Source organism: Sphingobacterium sp. GQ94, assembly GCF_059758715.1.
In genome coordinates, this window is the sequence record NZ_JCAXEC010000019.1 from 55,002 (window position 1) to 74,562 (window position 19,561).

At 39.8% G+C, this 19,561-nt stretch carries 14 protein-coding genes; 4 read left to right on the top strand and 10 right to left on the bottom strand.

All coding sequences use genetic code 11. The features are described 5' to 3' along the window. Positions 1-40: 40 nt before the first annotated feature. Positions 41-1,513: a sodium:solute symporter family protein gene (locus tag AC6CHH_RS14715; RefSeq protein WP_498284205.1), complete on the bottom strand. Its 1,473-nt coding sequence runs from the start codon at positions 1,511-1,513 to the stop codon at positions 41-43. A 306-nt stretch (positions 1,514-1,819) separates the two neighbouring features. Between AC6CHH_RS14715 and AC6CHH_RS14720 the strand changes: the two genes are divergently transcribed. The 4 genes from AC6CHH_RS14720 (at position 1,820) to AC6CHH_RS14735 (ending at position 5,661) form a co-directional block, all read left to right on the top strand. Beyond that, positions 1,820-3,013 (top strand): M20 metallopeptidase family protein, encoded by a 1,194-nt coding sequence (locus AC6CHH_RS14720; RefSeq protein WP_498284207.1) that lies wholly within the window; start codon positions 1,820-1,822, stop codon positions 3,011-3,013. A 101-nt stretch (positions 3,014-3,114) separates the two neighbouring features. Then, positions 3,115-3,453 carry a type II toxin-antitoxin system HigB family toxin gene (locus AC6CHH_RS14725; RefSeq protein WP_498284209.1) on the top strand — a complete coding sequence of 113 codons (339 nt, stop codon included), beginning with the start codon at positions 3,115-3,117 and terminating at the stop codon, positions 3,451-3,453. A 19-nt stretch (positions 3,454-3,472) separates the two neighbouring features. After that, positions 3,473-3,976 carry a helix-turn-helix domain-containing protein gene (locus AC6CHH_RS14730; protein WP_498284211.1) on the top strand — a complete coding sequence of 168 codons (504 nt, stop codon included), beginning with the start codon at positions 3,473-3,475 and terminating at the stop codon, positions 3,974-3,976. A 2-nt stretch (positions 3,977-3,978) separates the two neighbouring features. After that, positions 3,979-5,661, top strand: a complete 1,683-nt coding sequence (locus AC6CHH_RS14735; protein WP_498284213.1) for a KGGVGR-motif variant AAA ATPase — start codon at positions 3,979-3,981, stop codon at positions 5,659-5,661. 256 nt (positions 5,662-5,917) lie between these two features. On the opposite strand, the gene AC6CHH_RS14740 is transcribed toward AC6CHH_RS14735, so the two are convergent. The 9 genes from AC6CHH_RS14740 to AC6CHH_RS14780 all read right to left on the bottom strand — a co-directional run bounded on the left by AC6CHH_RS14740 (position 5,918) and on the right by AC6CHH_RS14780 (position 19,194). Beyond that, on the bottom strand, positions 5,918-6,979 hold the full coding sequence (locus tag AC6CHH_RS14740; RefSeq protein ID WP_498284215.1) for a dihydrodipicolinate synthase family protein: 1,062 nt from the start codon (positions 6,977-6,979) through the stop codon (positions 5,918-5,920). Then, the gene (locus tag AC6CHH_RS14745) at positions 6,979-7,995 is read right to left on the bottom strand and encodes an NAD-dependent epimerase/dehydratase family protein (RefSeq protein ID WP_498284217.1); all 1,017 of its coding nucleotides are present in this window, start codon (positions 7,993-7,995) and stop codon (positions 6,979-6,981) included. Before AC6CHH_RS14745 ends, AC6CHH_RS14740 begins: the two co-directional genes overlap by 1 nt. Before the next feature lie 9 nt (positions 7,996-8,004). Then, positions 8,005-9,225 (bottom strand): Nramp family divalent metal transporter, encoded by a 1,221-nt coding sequence (locus tag AC6CHH_RS14750; protein ID WP_498284219.1) that lies wholly within the window; start codon positions 9,223-9,225, stop codon positions 8,005-8,007. A gap of 10 nt (positions 9,226-9,235) precedes the next feature. Then, positions 9,236-10,732 carry a PQQ-dependent sugar dehydrogenase gene (locus AC6CHH_RS14755; RefSeq protein ID WP_498284221.1) on the bottom strand — a complete coding sequence of 499 codons (1,497 nt, stop codon included), beginning with the start codon at positions 10,730-10,732 and terminating at the stop codon, positions 9,236-9,238. A gap of 14 nt (positions 10,733-10,746) precedes the next feature. After that, positions 10,747-12,453, bottom strand: coding sequence for a GMC oxidoreductase (locus AC6CHH_RS14760; protein ID WP_498284223.1), 1,707 nt, complete (start codon positions 12,451-12,453; stop codon positions 10,747-10,749). A gap of 247 nt (positions 12,454-12,700) precedes the next feature. Next, positions 12,701-13,681 carry a phosphodiester glycosidase family protein gene (locus AC6CHH_RS14765; RefSeq protein WP_498284225.1) on the bottom strand — a complete coding sequence of 327 codons (981 nt, stop codon included), beginning with the start codon at positions 13,679-13,681 and terminating at the stop codon, positions 12,701-12,703. Between the two features lie 2 nt (positions 13,682-13,683). Beyond that, complete coding sequence (locus AC6CHH_RS14770) at positions 13,684-14,505, bottom strand: DUF4397 domain-containing protein (protein ID WP_498284227.1); 822 nt, start codon at positions 14,503-14,505, stop codon at positions 13,684-13,686. 14 nt (positions 14,506-14,519) lie between these two features. Continuing rightward, the gene (locus tag AC6CHH_RS14775) at positions 14,520-16,097 is read right to left on the bottom strand and encodes a SusD/RagB family nutrient-binding outer membrane lipoprotein (protein WP_498284229.1); all 1,578 of its coding nucleotides are present in this window, start codon (positions 16,095-16,097) and stop codon (positions 14,520-14,522) included. A 10-nt stretch (positions 16,098-16,107) separates the two neighbouring features. Next, positions 16,108-19,194, bottom strand: coding sequence for a SusC/RagA family TonB-linked outer membrane protein (locus AC6CHH_RS14780; RefSeq protein WP_498284231.1), 3,087 nt, complete (start codon positions 19,192-19,194; stop codon positions 16,108-16,110). Between the last annotated feature and the right edge of the window lie 367 nt (positions 19,195-19,561).

A 19,561-nucleotide genomic window follows, 5' to 3' on the forward strand; every position in this document is an offset into this window, starting at 1 on the left:
TTTTTAAACTAGCCCATCTAATGTCTAAAATTTTCCTTCCCTAATCCTTATCAAGAGAATCTAGCAACGCGTTGACTTGGGGAGAAACCTTCTTTCGACTAAGTAAACCATACCCTATATAAATGATTAATGAGACCATTAGTGGAGCTGATAACTCCAGGGCCAAGCCCACTTGAATTTCAAACAACTTAATCGCCATAAAGGTGAATAGGCCACTGATGATCGAGAGTAAAGCGGCCGTACTTCCGCTTCGTCTGAAGACAGGGAGTAAACCCAAAATCATCGGAATAGATATTGGTCCCAAGAGTGCCGCAAACCAGGTGATAATCAAACCCACTACCCCGCCAAATCTATCCGCATTAAAGGAAATAAAGATGGTACAAAGAATAAAACTAAATGTAGTTATTCTTGCCAGAATGAGCATTTTCTTTTTATCAAATTGCCGTATCTTTTTGTAAAAGACAGGAAGAATGTCCCTTGTGATGACCGCTGAGATGGTATTGGAATCTGATCCTGTCATCGTCAGAGTCGTTGAAAACAAGGAAGCCACTAAAAGTCCCAAGAGTCCAGGAGGAAGAAACTTCATCGCCATGATTGTATAGGATTGCTCAGGGTTACTCAAATCTGGAAAAAAGATAGGAGCCGCAAACATCGGGTAAAACAAAATCAATGGCCAAATCAAGTACAATACCGAAGAAAGTATAGCTGCTTTTCTTGCTTGTTTACCTGTAGAGGAGGAAATAAAGCGTGTCGCTAAGTTCCAGGTTCCTCCACTATAACTAAAGAAATTAATCACCAAAAAAGCCATTGCAAATCCAGCTGTGTATGGGGAATTAAATAATTGGGAATTCTCTGGTGGCAGTCGGTCCCACATACTAAATACGCCTGAGGGGCCATCTCCGAGTTCAATGAGTATCATCACAAACATCACCAAACCGGAAGCCACCTGAATAACAAAGGATGCAAAATCATTCAGTACATCAGCCCATAAACCGCCTAAAGTCACATAAGCCATCGAAATTACTCCGGCTAACAGAATACCATAGGAAACTGGAATTCCGGTAAAACCATTCAATAAGATTCCAATAGCGGCCCATTTCGCTCCCACATCAAAAAGCTTGACCAATACACCACTCCAGGCCATGAGTTGCTGGGTAGGGATGTTATAGCGAGTTGCTAAATATTCGGTCGGGGATTGAATACCTGTTTGAGTTCTTAAGCGCGCCCACCGAGGAGCAATAAAAAAGATTGTCCCAATCATCGCAACAGCGATGGTCAAGGCCCACCAGATATACATGGTCAGACCATGGGTGTAGGCAATGGAAGCATACGCCACAAATACAGCTCCACTGTATCCTGAGACATGATGAGAAATTCCCGATAACCACCAAGGTAATTTTCCTCCAGCGGTAAAAAAATCAGCAGAAGAGGATACCTTTTTAAAACTATACACCCCTATTCCCACGAGCGTAACAAAAAAAGCTATAATTACTATATAATCGATTACTTGCATATTAGATTTATAAGGCGTGGGGTTATTATCCACGAATAATTTAGTTCTATCACTTACACCTTTTGTGTACGTACCCGAAGTTGATGATTATTTTTGATAACAGCAAATTATTTTCAATAAAATATTTGAAAACTTGCTTTACGGCCAGTTATCGCCTATAACCAATGCCAAAACTAGTGAGCGCTTGGTTGATACAGACCATAAATTTCTAGCACGAATGAGCGTGGCAGCGCTAGGTTTTAAAAAGGAAAGAATTATTCTTAGAATTACTCAAAAAAAAAGCTTTTAATTGATACATTTATACTCATGGAAAATCAACTCCAAATAGACCCGGTAGACTTACAGGAATCCCTAAAGAAAGCCATTGAATGGCGCAGACACCTTCACCGTTATCCTGAACTGTCCTTTGATGAGGTTCAAACCACTGCCTTTATTAAGGAAAGGCTCGAGGAGTTAAATATTGAATACAAATCAGTGGCTAAAACGGGTGTTATTGGACTTATCAGGGGAAATGGAATAACCAATAAAACAATTGCTTTAAGAGCCGATATTGACGCGCTGCCAATAGTTGAAGAGAATGACCTTGACTATAAATCAACAAAGCCAGGCATCATGCACGCCTGTGGTCATGACTTTCACACGGCAAACTTATTAGGGACTGCCGCCATTCTTAAAAAAATGGAAAATCAATTAGACGGACAAGTCCTGCTCATCTTTCAAGCTGCAGAAGAAAAAATCCCAGGAGGAGCCATTGAAATTGTCAACTCAGGAGTTCTGGATGTAGAAAATCTCATTGGTGTTATAGGGCAGCACGTAGCACCAGGACTTCATGTTGGTGAGTTTGGATTCCGCTCAGGGTCATTCATGGCCTCTAGCGATGAGATATACATCGACATCCTAGGCAAAGGAGGTCATGCAGCTCAACCCCAACTAAACCAGGATCCAGTGATTGTTTCTGCTCAGATACTCGTCAGTTTGCAACAAATCTGCTCCCGCTACGCTGACCCCCGAATTCCAACAGTGTTATCCTTTGGAAAAGTGATTGCAGCTGGGGCTGCCAACGTCATTCCCGATAAAGTGAGTATTGCAGGTACTTTAAGAACTTTCGATGAATCCTGGAGAGAACAGGCTATAGAGAGGATCAAAGAAATGGTTACCATGATGGCAGAATCATTCTCAATGAAAGCTGAAATAGAGATTAGAAAAGGATATCCTTCCTTAGTTAATGATGAAAAGCTCTCTGAAAAACTAAAAGATAACGCAATCACTTTATTTGGGCAAGATCAAGTCCTGGATGTTCCACTTTGGACTGCAGCAGAGGATTTCGCCTATTATGCAAAAAAATATCCGGCAGCATTCTATTTGATCGGCACAAAAAATAGTGAGAAAAACATTCAATCTGAACTCCACACACCCACTTTTAAAATTGATGAGAGTATTTTAGAAAATGGAATTAAGATGATGGTGCAATCGACAGTGCGTTTACTCGCAGAAGCTTAAAAAAACACGCTAAAATTATTTTTACATTTATTCTACTCTCTTTTTGAGAGTTTATTTTAACTTTGTAGTATGAACATTTTGAATAAGTAGTTGAACTCGGCATGGTCAGAGTTGTTAAAATTTCTTCGATAACAAAATATATTTACTCAAATCCGAGAATTAAACTGGCTCTTGAAGCTTGGGTGGCTATCGTAAAATCACAAACTTGGTTCGCACCTCAAGATATTGTACAAAGTTTTGGCGCCAAGGCTGTTGATATAATAGGAAATGAGAGAGCAGTTATTGATATAAAGGGAAATCATTTGAGAATAATTGTTAAATATCAATTTCATCATAAACTGAAGCAATCAGTTATATATATTAAATGGATTGGTACACATGCAGAATATAGTAAGCTCTGTCGGCTTAATCAACAAAATTCGATTGAAATGTTTAAGTAGAAATTCAAAGAAAAGAAAAATGTTTAAAAATGAAAGTGAATACAATAAAGCAATAGATTTATTGGAAAAAATAGGAGATACTGAAGGATTTGAAGAAAATGATAAACTTGTTAAAAAGTTTCATTTATTGTCTGATATGATTGAAGCACATGAAAATCAGAGTTTTAAATTGGATAATGGTCATCCTATTGAAATTATCAAACTTAAAATGGAGTACCTTGGAATTAAACAAAAGGATCTTATTCCATATATAGGAAGCAGTGGAATTGTTTCTGAGGTACTTGCTTGCAAGAGAGCACTTTCCAAGAAAATGATCCGTGAATTATCGGAATATTTATTTCTTGATCAGAGTCTACTCAATTCCTCCTATGACATAATAAGAATTTCCAGAAATTTCAATAAATCGGTTGAATTAGCGAGTTCTAAAACTGAGATTTTTGGATACATAAGTTCTCAACAGGCTGTTTCAGAATTTAAATCTCGTGTTTCAACGCGAGGAATGTTACTTTCAATTGGATGTTAAAAATGAAAGCTATAACTTTTTATTCATATAAAGGCGGAGTTGGCAGGTCCCTCACACTTTCAAATATTGCAGATCGACTTTCTGAATTTGGGCTAAAGGTTTGTATGCTTGATTTTGACCTTGAAGCTCCAGGTCTTCACGTTAAGTTTTCTGACCGTATATTAAAAGATCATTTAACGAAAGGCCTAGTTGATTACATCTATGAATTTACTAATACTGGACTAGTTCCAGAAAACATTATTGATTATTCTGTTAAAGTAGATACTGTTGGAATTCAAGGTGGTTCCATATCTTTAATTAGTGCGGGTGATACCTCATCAAGTGATTACTGGAAAAAATTGTCAAATATTGGCTGGAAGGATCTTTTCTATAGAGAAGACAGTTTAGGTGTAGATTTTTTCTATAATCTAAAAATGCAAATCCAGGAACAAATGTGTCCAGATGTACTTCTCATAGATTCGAGAACAGGTATAACTGACATTGCTGGCGTAACAATGTCCATTATGGCTGATGAAGTTGTTCTTTTCGCCGCAAATAATATGGAGAATCTAGATGGAATAGGACAGGTATTATGTTCCTTGGCTGACCCTTCTAATTCCTTAGGTGGTAGGATGCCAAAGGTAAATGTGGTTCTTTCAAGAATTCCATATTTACCTTTGGCAAAGGATAAACCAAGAGAAACAAATGTTAAAAATTTTGCGATTAGAATTCTTAATGACAAACTTTCACAAAGATCCAAAAGTGATTTCAGGATAGAAAAATTATTCGTTATTCATTCTGAACCTGAACTTGAAATGAAGGAAGAGTTTAGGATTAATCATGTTGGTGAAGGAGATTTCCATACTAATATTTCAATAACTTCAGACTATTTAGAACTTTTTGGTGAATTGACATCCGAATTAATAGATAGTAATAACGCAAGCATCCTTGAAACCTTTAAAAAAGCAAATTTTTTAATGAATAAAGCTATCTCGACGTTGAATTCAGATGAAAGGATACGATTATTAAAAGAAGCTGTCTCAATTTATCCAAAATATCCTTATGCATATCTTTCAATGGGACTAGCCCAGATGGATATCGGAGAATTTCCTGAGGCAATTGAGAGTTTTGAAAAAGCATTGCAATTAAATCCACTATTCGAAGATTCAGTTGAATATTTCAAAGGTCATGCATTATACTCCATGGGAAAACTTGAACAAGCACAAAAAATGTTTAACAATCAGTACCAAAAGGAATCAAACCTTGTTTCGTCTCTTGCTATGCTTGCACTGATACGTTACAAGAAAAAGGATTATACAAGCGCTAAGGATTATTATAAAAAAGGAATACAATTGAATCCTGAGGATCCTAACCTCTGGAATGGGTATGCAAATAGCTTAAGAGCATGCAAATTATATGATGATGGTTTCGAAGCTGTTTACAAAGCTTTAGAGATAAATCCTCAACATATTTTGGCTACAACCACTTTAGCAGAACTGAATGCTTCAGTTAACAATGACAGAGAGTTCTATAAAAATCTAGATCTAGCTTTTTCACTTGGGCTATCGAGCTCTGAATTTCAGCGAATAATACTTGATGAGGACATTTACTTAAAATTTTTACAACAGGAGAAATTATCCATTTTGCTTGAAAAATATAATATAATCATCGATAAAGAAAAAGTTATGCAAGCTCATGCCCAATAATTAAAATGAGAATTAAGATTAGAAAAATAAAGTATTATCAGAATGATTAAATGACCATACCTAATAATTTGATCGGGATTCTCCTTATCCTATAAATAAAAATCAACCCAAACGAGCTCTAAAATTCAGTAAATCAAGTAACGCTCAAAAGGAATAGATTTGTAGCTCAATTATCCTTTAAAATGAGCTACAAAAAAGGACGTTTATGATCCACACCGTATTTGATTTATTTCTGATACAGGTCTAAAAACAACAGTCAAGCTTGAGAACTTAAAAAATCTTTTACAAACGCATCATCATTTAACTCAGGGTAATCCCGATATACACGATCAATTTCCTCTGACTGGCCGGCAGACAAAACTTCATTCGGATTCAAACACCAAATCCCTTCCATTAATCCCTGTCTTCTAAGAACTTCATGAATTCCCGGAATACAACCGTGAAATCCATTTGCAGGGTCAAACAAAGCCGCATTTACATCGGTAATCCACACCCCTTTTTTCAACAGTAAATCTGCAGCAGAGGAACTGGGACTTCTTTTATAGGCTTTTATCTCTTCCATTAACTCAACCGCTTTACGGGTCCATACTGCCCAGTGTCCCAATAAACCACCTTTAAAATCTACATTCACACTCTTTCCATCCACAGTAAACTCATAATTGGTCAATAAATCCGGCACAATATTATCGTCGTTCCCTGTATACATAACAATTTGTTCTCGCCTTTTTGAATGTGCAACAGCACGCATAACATCCAGGGTTTGATAGCGGTTAAAAGAAGCACATTTGATAGCCTCTACGTTTTCGATACTGACAAATTCTTCCCAAAAATTATACGAGAAAATGCGTCCTCCAACTGAGGGTTGCAGGTAAAAACCAAATACAGGGATTTGAGCAGCTACTGCCCTGACTCTATCCAAAATAGCGGACTCGCTCCAACCGGTTAATCCGCCCATACTAAGCAGGCCCATATCATATCCCAGATTGCTAGCGATTTTAGCCTCGGAAACAGCTTGATCTGTTGGTCCGCATATGCCAGCGATTTTAAGGAAAGGCCTATCTAGATTCGCCTGGTCAACTTCCTGGGCGGCAAGCCTAAGAACAGTTTCAAAAAGACCAATCTCCGGATCTCTAATTTCGAACTGAGTAGAATGTACCGCAACAGCGATACCTCCAGCTCCGCTTGCCATATAATACTTTGATAAGAGTCTTTGTTTTTGCTCATTTAGCGTACGGTCTTCATTCAAGGCCAATGGATGCGCGGGAATCACTGTCCCCTGTATTAATAAGTTCTTTAATTCTTGTGCTAATGGTCTCATTAGAATTGTCCTCCTCTTTCTTGAAAATGTGTAGGTTTATCGAGCTGTTCTCCCTGGGCGAGCAACCAAGTTGCCGTCACATCAATAATCTCACGAATTGTCATCTTTGGATAGCCAAATAATCGGTGAGATTCAGAAGCATTATTGAGAAGTGCTGTTCCCTCGGCTTGGTTTTCGAACAGCGGTTCTTTAGAAAATAATTTACCAAACTCTTTTGCAACCCAACGTGTTGAGAGCGTTTCCGGTCCGGTTATATTAAGGATTTTAGCAGGAGAATCACAATGTAGAAGCGAACGAATTGCCATTTCATTGGCGTCTTTTTGCCAAATAACATTCACATTCTCCGTTCTCAAATCTATAGGTTTATCGTTCAATACAGATTTCGCAATTTCCATAATGACCCCATACCTGAAGTCAACCGCATAATTCAACCGATAGATTAAAACCGGGGTGTTATTTTTCTTAGAAAAATATTGGAATATACGCTCTCTACCCAAACAGGATTGCGCATATTCTCCGATAGGTTCGGGAGTTGCCTGTTCATCCACCCCACCTTGATTTAAGGAGACAAATGGCAAGACATTTCCGGAGGAGAAAACAACAATTTTCGAGTCCTTGAACCGGTCGGCAACTCTACCCGGAAGGTAGGTATTCATGGCCCAGGTAAAATCTTCATTGCCCACAGTCCCAAATTTGTGTCCCGCTAAAAAAATAACATTCTCGGCCTGCGGTAATTGCTCCAGATCCTGTTCATTTAGTAGATCACAGACAATAGGAATCACTCCACTATTCTCCACCTCTTGTTTAGATTCAACCTTAGAAAACCGGGAAGCGCCATATACTTTCGCCTGCGAGCCAGCTGCCTTTAGCGCATCCACTAATAATTTTCCCATACTCACCCCCATCTTTCCTGCAATTCCTAACAACAGAAAATCTCCCTTCATTTCCTTCACATCCAGAATCAACTCGGACGAGGGAATGGTCAAATTTTCTTCAATTTTTTTTAAATCAATCATCTTATTTTCTTATAAAAACAACACTTTAAAATTTGTAACAGCTAAAAACACAACCAAGGCAACGCCTAAAATCCCCACCACATTCTGAAAAACAGTATTCTTATTTTTTCCCATAATCTCTTTAGAACTCCCTACCAAAACAATGGAAAGCCCAATAAAAGGAACCAAAAATATCGTAACACTTTGCGCCAAGACGATCAGCTCTAAAGGTAATTTTCCAAAACTAATGGCAATGATTGCCCCAAATAACATGACCGCCCCGATAAAAACTTTAACATATTTATTATCTAAACTACTGGAAAACCCCAATCCATCTCCTAACATCGACCCTCCTAAAACAGCATTTCCAATCAACGAAGAAAACGAGGCCCCAAACAGACCAATAAAAAACAAATAACTAGCCAAAGGGCCAAATAAGGGTTCCAAGGCTTGAGCCATTTCGGAGGCCGAGTTGACCTTGATACCCTGAGGCTGCAGGACAGCCGCTGCGCAAATCAGAACAACAGCGCTCATTACCCCAAGTAAAAGAATACCTACGGTACTACTCAACTGAGCACGTTCATTGGAATCTGCATTTTGTGAGGAAAGGCTTTTCCTTTTTTCTTGCACCAGATACGCTTGATAAAAAGCGCCTACAAGGGAAAAACAAGAAGCAATAAAAGCAACAATTAACCCCGTCGAACCTTCCGGAATAACGGGAGATAAACCCTTAATGATCGCTGAAAAAGGAGGTTGGATGACAAGCGCTGTGGTAATAAAACAGAATAACATCATGATGATCAATGCCAACATCACCTTCTCCATCATCCGGTAAAAAGAACGAAAAAACAACAAAAGGATTCCCAGAACGTTGAAGAGAATAATCCATATTTTAGCGTCCGTTCCGGAGGCCTCAGCGATCGCAATCCCGAGTCCGGTAGAGTTTCCCGCCTGAAAAGAAGTGGCTACCAAAAAAATTCCAAGGCCAATGGCAATGCCTGCCCATTTACCTGTTTTCTTTTTAATGAGCGTTAATAATGATTCTGAATTATACTGGCCGATACGCGCACTCATATTCGTAAAAATCAACATAAAGAAAATGGCAACAGCAATTACCCAAATTAACGAATAGGAAAACTCTGCACCCATTTTTGACGTAATTGTCATTTTGCTTGGCCCAAAAACCAGCGCCGCTGTGATGATCCCCGGTCCCAGTACAGATAACCAGTTTATAGATTTCTTTGTATTCATCAAATTCGATTTATCGTTCGTTTTTTATATCTGTTTGAGAAACTTTCTTCCCATCTGCAAATTTCTCATTCACATAGTTTACAATCTGGGATAACTGCTGATCATCCAAAAAGGAGAAACTAGCCATTCCTTGCTTGTACTGCACCCCATCTATGGGTTTATCACCTTTAGATCCTTTTAACAAGAGCTGGATAAAGGCTTTTGAATCTTGCACTCTCGCGGAACCCTTTAATGCGGGAAATGTACCTTTGAGTCCCATACCATTATTCTTATGACAGGAAGCACAATAGTTTTTGTACAACAGTTCGCCACTTAGCTTTTGAGACTGATCTACTTTATCCTGACTAATGAAACTATCCGGAAGGTGATCACTTTTCCTTATTCTTAAAATCCGATCATCCTTTGGAAGCGGAAAACCAGGCTGAGGGTTCCAATCTAAATTACTCGTTGAGACATAAACATCGCCATTAGGCGCTGCAAGAACCGAACGAAGCCGTCCATACCGGTTGGAGAAATAAACCTTCTCCTGGCTTATCACGGCATTGTTTTTCCCTAATTTTAAAACGCGTAGGCTTTGACTTTTAAGGGTAACTAAAAGTAATGAATTCTGCCAATCCTGAATTTGTTCATGTCCATAATACGCTAGTCCCGCTGGGGCAATTACCGGAGTCCAGGACTTAATGGGTTCAGACCTTTGAGCGCTATCTGCAATACTCTTCTCAGCCGGTGTATCGTGGATACCTTCAATCTGCGGCCATCCATAATTCGCTAAAGGATGAATCAAATTTACCTCATCCTCAACAGCATCACCGTGTTCAGAGCTGAAAATATTTCCCTTATCATCCATCGTTAATCCCTGAATATTTCGAAATCCCCAGGCATAAACATAACTACCTTTAATGGGATTATCCTTCGGAATAGAACCGTCCATATGCATGCGTAGGATCTTTCCGTTCAAGGTTGTAGAATCCTGGGCCTGGGTGTTATCTGCAGCGTCCCCTGTCGCCCAGTAAAGCATATTGTTTTCATCACAAATTACCCTGGACCCGTTATGTCCGTTTCCTCCCTTAATCGTTAGCAAATTAACCGGGTTGATCAACGTGTCCTGATCATAGGTATACCGTACCAGATTTGCCACAATGCGTGTTCCCTGTTTTTGGGTAAAAACGATAAATACAAAGGGATCTTTATTGTTATTTTTTTGAATGGCAAGCCCTAAAAGTCCAGGAGTGGTCCTGTGGAAAACGTCATCTAAGCTCAGCAGAGTACGCAGTTCACCCGTTTTTAAATCCACTTGTTTAACCTTTCCTTTAATCTGAGTGAAAATGATTTTATCATTCAGATACCCCATTCCCCAAGGAACTTCTAAACTATCCGCTACCGTGGAAACCTCTAAAAATCCATCCTCTACCTTCAAATAATCCACGGTCTCTTTCTGAAAATCAGCATCCCGGGCGCAGCCACTAAAGGCAAATAAAGCGATCAGATAACTATATATGTATTTCATTTCTATTTTTTAGCCTATAATACACCTGATTTCAATTGCTTCATGGCATAGTCTGCTGCCCTAGCGGTCAGCGCCATGAAGGTTAATGATGGATTTTGATTTCCTACACTATTCATGCAAGCCCCATCGGTTACAAAAACATTCTGGCAAAGGTGCAATTGGTTAAATCCATTAAGCATCGATGTTTTTGGGTCATTTCCCATGCGCACTCCTCCAACATCATGGACCTCTAACCCTGGTTGTCTTCCAGCGGTAAGATGGTGATCAGATATCTGGATATTCGTACAACCCGCTTTTTCCAACATATCCTTGGCCTCCACGAAGAAATCCTCCATCATCGCCACATCGTTCTCGGAATAGGCAATCGAGGTGATGAGTTGAGGAAGACCATATTTATCTTTTTTATCCGGGCTAAGTCTGACATGATTGTCGTATACCGGAATAACCTCACCCTGCATCATCATAGAGACTTTCCATCCCCCTGGTTCGCTAAGAGCATCTTTAAACGCTCCACCAACGGAAGGGCCATCTGGATTTCTACCCCAGGTTTCCCGGCTGGCCGAAAAAGCGATCAAATAGGACCCTTTAAATTTCTCAGCTGGCTGATGGATATTCTTAAATGCTGGCATAAAAACCTGAGTGGGTCTGCGTCCGTAATAATAAGAATCTTCATACCCTGGGAAATCAGCCGAAACTCTGCCTCGGTAATTATGAAAACAAATATGATGGCCTAGTTGACCATGGTCATTTCCTAAACCATTTGGAAATCTTTCAGAAGTGGAATTGAGTAGGATTAAGTTGGTATTTAAAGTGGCCGCATTCAAAAAGACAATCTTGGCCTTATAACTCTTCTTTTCCCCAGTTTTGGCATCAATTACCCGAACTCCTGTTGCTTTTTGGAGTGTCTGATCATAGTCAACCGCCTCAACTATGGAATCGGTCAAGATGGTTAGATTCCCTGTTTTCTCGGCATGGGGTATTGTTGAGGAATTCGAACTAAAATAAGCCCCAAAAGGACAGCCTCTCTCACAAAGAGAGCGGGCCATACATTTTCCTCTTCCCTGGGTACGTTGAAAGTCTGGAAGTTCGGCCAGATTCGCACAGCGTCCTATGATGGCCTTCCGATCTGAATAATGTGCATCAATTTTCTCGGCAATTGCTTTTTCAACCTGGTTCATTTCAAAGGCTCCTACCACCTCACTATCGGGCATATTCTCAATGCCGTCTCTGTTTCCGGCAATACCTACGAAATGCTCTACATGACTGTACCAGGGGGCAATATCCTTATATCGAATTGGCCAATCAACGCCATAATTATATTTCTGGGGAGCATTAAATTCAAAGTCGCTCCAACGCTGGGTTTGCCTTGCCCATAGCAGGGACTTACCGCCAAGTTGGAAACCCCGTATCCAATCAAACGGTTTCTCTTGAATATACTCCTGTTCCTGGTCTTGTATATAAAAATGTTTAGTTGCCTCACCATAAGCATAATGCTTAGAAATTAAAGGATTCTTCTTCTTATCTTCTATCGTTTTGCGGTTTCGGTGTTCAAATTCCCAATTATCGGTGTTTGCCGTTGGGTAATCCTTCACATGGCGAACCATTCGCCCTCTTTCAATTAATAAGGTTTTAAATCCATTTTCCGTAAATTCCTTAGCGGCCCATCCCCCACTTATACCGGAGCCCACGACAATAACATCAAATTCTATATTTAGGTCCATATCTTTAGTTATTATAAAGTAAATATATCATTTATTTTACGGTAACGTAACCGTAAAATAAATTTGTTACAATTTTTTTTATTAGTCTGCTAAATACGCGTTAAGGATGATCGGAAATTCGGGCATAAAAAAGAGCCTGAAAAAACTTCAGACTCTTTTCAAAACGCACACCACTAGGAGTTTGCTAATCACATCCTCCTTAAAAACTAGTTTTGTTATCAATCGGCCAATAGTGACCGATTTATGCTTATTTTACAACAAAACCGATTGCATTTGCGGTACCAGAAAAAATGGACACCCTATTTTTTTGAATCCAGGCCTGTTCAGGTTTTAAAACATCCAAAACGCTCAAAGAGGTTGAATTCCCGCTGTTGGTCTGCATTGCAGTATAACAGCCAAGTGCTTTCATCACATCCCGAAGGTCATCCAGGGCTATTCCTGCAGAATAATTTGCCAAGACCCCATCAACAGTGACTAAATAAATTTTAGAGGCATCCTGATTCATCCCCACTGCCGCCCTGGCGGCTAGACTTGAAGAATTTGAGACATCATCACCTTGGTAGAGCAGAAAAAAAGCTCCCCCAATTAAATGTTTTATACCGCTTAACTGTAAGGGAGTCGTTGGGTATAAGACCGTATCTGGACTGTTAAAAAACTCAATTTTTTCTTGTCCTTTTCGAACCCCGAAATAAGGCCGGGTTCTGGAGGTACTGCTTTTAATAACACGACCAGACTTCACATACGATCCGGTGGGAATATTGCTCGATGAGGCATCGCCATTTATGGCCGCCATAATATTTCCTTGGGCAGAATTCTGATTAAAAGAAATCATATCTGGTACTAATTGCGAAGCGTATAAATAATCGTTGTAAGGACTTAGCGCCTGCATGGTTACATTCGTTTTGCTTTGATCAATCTCCACAATATGCATGCTTATGGGCACATCTTCTCGATTAATGAAACGGGAATGTATGTACTCAATACCAGCACCTATTGTCTGCGTGGTATCCATTTGAAACGTTTTGATATACGTCGAATTATCCATAATTCGTTGAATCCAGACTGTTTTTTGCTGATCATCAGGAATTACGTCTTCAATTGGAATCTCTTCTTCTGGCTTATCAAAACTCGGATAATCATCTCTTTCCTTACAACCTTGGAGTGAAAAGAAGGCAATCAATGCTATAGATGTTCCTGTGCAAAGTCTATTTAATAATCTCTTTTCCATAATTACCGAACTAACATGAATGAAACATAAGGCTTTAATGCGGCTGAAGTTTCCCCAGCCAAGCCCATTGCATATACATTATACTGCCTTTGATTCAATGTAGAACCAGAGTTGGCATAATAGGCCAACACCGTCTCATTGGTCACCGCCGCTCCGGCGGGTCTTATTTTCCAGGTTCTGGTCACCGACCTGTTCAACACAAAGGTGGGTGATATCTCTCCAAACTTCATATTGCTCATCACCAAAGAATCCTGATCAGGTCTTTGTGATGCCGCTGAGGTTGAATAATGTCCATAATACAGGTCCACCGATTCCACATTCGGCATTAAGTTAATAAAACGGTAGGATGCATACGAGGAATCAGGAAGTGCAAAGGTTTCCTCGGTAGGAAAGATCTTTGTATTAGCTCCCGTATCTGCAATGTGCAGGGTGTACCGACTAGCCGATTTAAGCTCAATACTACTGGAATATAAAACCAATGAGTCCGTTCCATCGTCCTGAGATTTAGGAATACAAATCTTTACATCGATGCGTCCCGCATCAACCATCAGAAACTCCGAGCTGGATGGCCCCCTGGTGTTGTAACCACCTCCCGGATACGGCTCCCTGCCTCGAATATGCGGAGTTACCCTAACATCATTAAATTTCACATACATAAACCGGTCATCCGGGTAAGCCGATGCCATATTAATTTTTACGATTGCTTTATTATCATCTAGAAACTCTATGTCTCCAAAATCTTGGATTTTTTCCTTATTACAACTGCTTAGAAAAGTCAGTGATAACAAACAAAAAAGCAAACCAATAAATGAATATCTTTTCATAGTAAATCTCTTGTTTAATAATTCTCTAATACGAACCAGACTGGTTTGATCACATAATCTGCCTCCATTGCTCCCCATTTTTCTAACTCTTCCGCATTCCACATGTATTCCGAATTAAAGCGAGGGCGCACCCGGTAACAGTAATCATTGTGAAACAACTGTACCCCTGACAAGGTCTCAAATTGCCTAAAAACGGCCTTATCGTAACGATACTTACGAAGATCTGACCAGATATCATATCCACCCCATCCCCAGAGCGCTATATACTTTTGGCCCATCACGTCTGCCAGGGTCAATTCCTCTGGAGTTTGTGCGACCTCGACCGAATCCAGGTAAGCATCAATCTCCAGGTTGGTTATCGCCTGTGGATTATAGAGCTCGCTTTGATTATCATCCTTGATGGCCGTGTATTTATTCACGAAGGTCATATGCCCCCGAATACCATTTAGATAAGCTTCATGTGCAATAGCTTTTTCTCCTTTTTTAAGGGCCACCTCGGCGCGAATAAACTGCAATTGAGCATAGGTCATGATCGGAAAATCAGCCGTATTTTTAAACATATAGAAATTACCAACTGAGGGAACTGCCGTATTCGCGAGATTGCGACCATCGGGTTTTGCCGCAATGTACGAACTGTCCGTTGGGCTTCTGAACTTCAACATTCTGGATAACCGGGGATCACTAGAAGATTTGGCTTCATCCTGGGCATCCCCTCGTACACCGCCTGTCAAATAACGCAGAATGGGCATCCCAGGCCTATTGTAACTGGTACTGTTCAGCAAAGCTTGGTCTTGACCATATACGTTCGAATTATCCGTATTGGTTCCTGTAAATTTAACGGTTGCATTATCGTTTTCAGAGGCAAAAGATAATGTCGTATATTTCAGAACTGAGTCCGCATAATGCGTGAGAAAATCAGGCTTATTAATATATCTGGCATAATTTAAGGCCTTAATACCATAAACAAATTTGCGCCAGCGTTCCATATTTCCATTGTATAGGAAATCGTATTTGTTTAATAAGGCGGTATTATCTGCAAAACTTTCCTGTGATATAAAATACAAAGCTGAATCGCACCAAACCTGAACTTTTTTATACACATCTGGCTGATCTTTGTATTCAAACTGCAAACGATCCTCAAAGGCACCATCCAAAACAACCGGTCCATGATAATCCGTTAACAACTGGTAATCAAATGCTTTAATGGCATATCCGATGGCCGTGAACTCGTATTTTTTATTCAACCTGGATTCTTTAATTAGGTTTTCGAGATTCACCCCATGATTCCAGTAAACCATACGCCACATCACACCGCCTACATCACTTACTCCTCCGGGATAACTATGTTGCTCCCAAATATAAGAAGATTGAGCATCGCTTGAACCCAGCATCGCCTGGGTGAATTTATTGATAATCCGCTGATCCTGTCCATACCCGTTGGCAATCTGATAGATAATTGGAGACAAATAGAGTTCTGCAGCTACCTCCTGCGGAAAAGATGGACTAAAATTGATATCTAAGTATTTCTTACAGCTTACCGTGAGCACTGCAATTGCTCCGATACAAATAGCTACTATTTTATTTTTTTTCATGATCTTACAATTAAAGTTTTAACCTAAATCCGAAATTCATTCCAAGAGGTCTTGTCATGTTTCCATAGTCAATACCATAACCACCAATACCCCCTAGACCAGGCGTATTGGAATTGGATTCAGGATCTAAACCTGAGTAGTTGGTCAATAGGACCAAATCAGTAAGGGTTGCAAAAACAGACAACTCAGTCCGCGAACCGATTCTTTTTACGATAGTTTTTGGTAAATTATAATTAAGGGTAATATCCCGTAGTCTAATCGTCCAAATATCCTTTTCAACGAATTTCTCTCCGGTAACCGAATTAAAGAAATAATTTGAGGTATAATAAGGGGTTACAGCAATGGTATTTGGTGTTGGGTTTGCCGTATTTTCTAATCCGTCCTTTAAGACTCCCGTTACAACCCTAGGCACTTCTCTGTTCAATAAATCATCGTTTAAACCATATACGTACATTCTATATCCGAGCAAGTTATACACATCCCCACCGAAACGGGTGTCCCATAGAAAGTTTAGTGTAAAATCCTTATAGCGGAACTTATTAACGATCCCTAAGGTAAAATCAGGAATACGATCTCCCACATACCCAAAACTTGATTCCGATGGTAAAAGTGGCAAGCCCGATTGTGGATTAATCAAGATATCTCCCTGTTCATTCCTGTCGTATCTGGTGGCCGATAGCGATCCAATACTCTCTCCAATAAAAACCGCAGATCGAACCCCGCCCGTTAACCAAGTATCTGAATCATAGGTCTCTGGCAGGTCCTTAGCTAAGGATTGAACAATGCTTTTTTGTTGGGTATAGTTTAAGGTTATATCCCAGCCAAAATTTTCTTTTCGAATCGGAGCAATATTGGTTTGAATTTCAGTACCGCTACTCTGAATTACCCCACCATTGATTGTACGAAGGACATATCCGGTTGCGTAACTCAGACGAGGTTGAAAAATTTGATCAATACTACGTCTACGATAATACGTAAAATCGAAAGTCAATCTTTTCTTAAACAAACCCAGCTCCAATCCACCCTCTACATCTTCTGTGGTTTCAATTTTTAAGTTGGGATTTCCACCAGTATTATGGTAGGCAAATCCCCCACCTGAGGTCATTTGGGTTTCTAGATTTGAACGCGTTGCATAGGAACGGAAAGGTTCTTTCCCCGTCCTTGAAATAGAGAAACGCAATTTTCCATCATCTAACCATGGAAATTTTTCTTCGATATACTCAAAGTCTGAAAAGTTAAAGGCGAAAGATCCAGAAGGATAGGCATAGACTGGATTATTCGGCATTAATCGGGAGGATGCATCAACCCTTCCGGTCAGGGTTAAATACAACAATGTTTTATACCCTAAAACGGCTTGTAATGACGCGCCCACATTTCTTTTGCGATCGATGTAATTTTTTGCCTGACGCTCCTCTGGATCCGTATTGTTGATGTTGTAAAAATTCGGATCATACATCTTACGGCCAAACTGCGAATCTGTATTGTAATGGTAATCGAAAATGTTCGCACTCAAACTGGTTTGTAGGCTAAACTTATTATCGAAAAAAGTATGTCGTGTACTTGCCCTATAGGTTCCCGTTAGAATCCTTGCAGTTCTTGAAAAGAGGTACATTTCTCCCAAATCAGGATCACTTGCTGAACCCGAACCATTATAGGACTGCCCATGGTAAATCTTAAATCCATTGGTGAAAGAATAATCCAGTCCAAGGGTAGCTTGCATACTCAACCATTTATAGGGTTTGTACACAAATTGTGTATTCCCGATGATGCGGTCTACATCATCATATGCTAAGTTTTTATAAGCATCCCAAAACGGATTATCCAGCTCGCCATAAATATCGGAGGTGTGTAAGACCCTATTTCCGCCTTCGTCAACCCAGTCTCTCACGTCCCATCTTGGATTGAACCTCAACAGGGTCATCATATACCCGGCGTCTCCTTTGTTAGCCTTATCGTTATGTGAATTCATGTAACTGAACGTGGTTGTAACGTCCATCTTATCGTTAATTTTGGAGGTCCCGGTTAACCGTGAAGTAAACCTTTTATAACTTGTGTTTGGTACAACTCCTTTGTTGTCAAAATATTCATTTGACCAACGATACGTTAATGCATCCGCCCCACCTTCAATCACTAAATTATGTTTGTGGTTGTAGCCGTTTCTAAAAAAATTCTTTGTGTTATCTGTAAAAAGCACCTCATCTGGATCATATTTAGGTCCCATGGCATAGGTAGAGGTCGCATTGTACACCCCATTAGTTCCTTGAGCATACACGTATTGTCTTTCAGGGTACCGGTACGGTTTTTCAAGTCTCCCTGAATACGAATAGGCTACAGAAGAGCGACCCGCTTTTCCTTTTTTAGTGGTAATCAAGATCGCACCACCAGCGCCCATACTACCAAACATAGCGGTTGCCTCGGCTCCTTTCATGATCACATAATTCTCGATATCTTCCGGATTAATATCAATTCCGCGATTGGAATAATCATTTTCACGGTTGGTACCATCGTACACCATGTCATGTTCATTGACCGTGGAATTGTCCACCGGCACCCCATCGATCACGATTAACGCGTTGTTGTCTCCTGAGATAGAAACAAACCCCCGTAAAACAATCTGAGCGGATGCTCCTGGTAATCCATTGGAAGAATTGACCGTTAAGCCTGGAACCCGACCTTGAAGCCCATTAAAAAAAGCTTCTCTTTGGGTTTCTGCAACCTCTTTACCTGAAACTTGAGGTGTGGAATAACCCAGCGATTTTCGGTCACGTTCGATACCGAAGGCCGTAACAACGACCTCATCAATTTCTGCTTGGCTTTCTTGCAAGACAACATTAATTACTCCTGTAGTCACTTTTCTTTCCACATTTTGTTTTCCCAATGAACGAAATACCAAGGTAGCTCCATCGGCTACAGTGATGGTGTAATTTCCAGTGGAATTGGTCCGCGTTTGATTCGAGGAACCTTTTTCCTGAACAGTAACACTTTCAATTGGCACTCCATTAGGATCACTAACCTTTCCTGAAATACTTCGCTGCGCAAAGAGACTCGAACTAATGAACATTAGCCCTAGGACGAATAATAATACTCGTTCTTTCATAATTTAAGAATTAGATATAATAATCAGTTAATAATATTCCCTTTTACTTTTAAAGGGTATCTTTTAATTAGTTTAAACAAGTATAGCGAAAACCTTGCAAACTTTTGCATACTTTGTGTAAAATAATTATTAATAATGCATAAATGCGCATAATGCAATGAACAATATTCGAAAAACAGAGGAAATCATCGAACTATAATCTAAAAAAACAGTATCATGCAAATTATACAACAATGAGATTCCATCAGCACGAGATTCTGCATAGTTCGCATGAACTATCTGGTATGACCACACCTAGAGAGATACGCTTAATTTACCAGGAAAAGGAAATTGCGAATAGATGTTTAACTAAAAAAGAACGCCAGTG

Bases quoted from the DNA above. Each gene is read 5' to 3' on its own strand.
- AC6CHH_RS14715 (WP_498284205.1), bottom strand. From the start codon at position 1,513: ATGCAAGTAATCGATTATATAGTAATTATAGCTTTTTTTGTTACGCTC.
- AC6CHH_RS14720 (WP_498284207.1), top strand. From the start codon at position 1,820: ATGGAAAATCAACTCCAAATAGACCCGGTAGACTTACAGGAATCCCTA.
- AC6CHH_RS14725 (WP_498284209.1), top strand. From the start codon at position 3,115: ATGGTCAGAGTTGTTAAAATTTCTTCGATAACAAAATATATTTACTCA.
- AC6CHH_RS14730 (WP_498284211.1), top strand. From the start codon at position 3,473: ATGTTTAAAAATGAAAGTGAATACAATAAAGCAATAGATTTATTGGAA.
- AC6CHH_RS14735 (WP_498284213.1), top strand. From the start codon at position 3,979: ATGAAAGCTATAACTTTTTATTCATATAAAGGCGGAGTTGGCAGGTCC.
- AC6CHH_RS14740 (WP_498284215.1), bottom strand. From the start codon at position 6,979: ATGAGACCATTAGCACAAGAATTAAAGAACTTATTAATACAGGGGACA.
- AC6CHH_RS14745 (WP_498284217.1), bottom strand. From the start codon at position 7,995: ATGATTGATTTAAAAAAAATTGAAGAAAATTTGACCATTCCCTCGTCC.
- AC6CHH_RS14750 (WP_498284219.1), bottom strand. From the start codon at position 9,225: ATGAATACAAAGAAATCTATAAACTGGTTATCTGTACTGGGACCGGGG.
- AC6CHH_RS14755 (WP_498284221.1), bottom strand. From the start codon at position 10,732: ATGAAATACATATATAGTTATCTGATCGCTTTATTTGCCTTTAGTGGC.
- AC6CHH_RS14760 (WP_498284223.1), bottom strand. From the start codon at position 12,453: ATGGACCTAAATATAGAATTTGATGTTATTGTCGTGGGCTCCGGTATA.
- AC6CHH_RS14765 (WP_498284225.1), bottom strand. From the start codon at position 13,681: ATGGAAAAGAGATTATTAAATAGACTTTGCACAGGAACATCTATAGCA.
- AC6CHH_RS14770 (WP_498284227.1), bottom strand. From the start codon at position 14,505: ATGAAAAGATATTCATTTATTGGTTTGCTTTTTTGTTTGTTATCACTG.
- AC6CHH_RS14775 (WP_498284229.1), bottom strand. From the start codon at position 16,097: ATGAAAAAAAATAAAATAGTAGCTATTTGTATCGGAGCAATTGCAGTG.
- AC6CHH_RS14780 (WP_498284231.1), bottom strand. From the start codon at position 19,194: ATGAAAGAACGAGTATTATTATTCGTCCTAGGGCTAATGTTCATTAGT.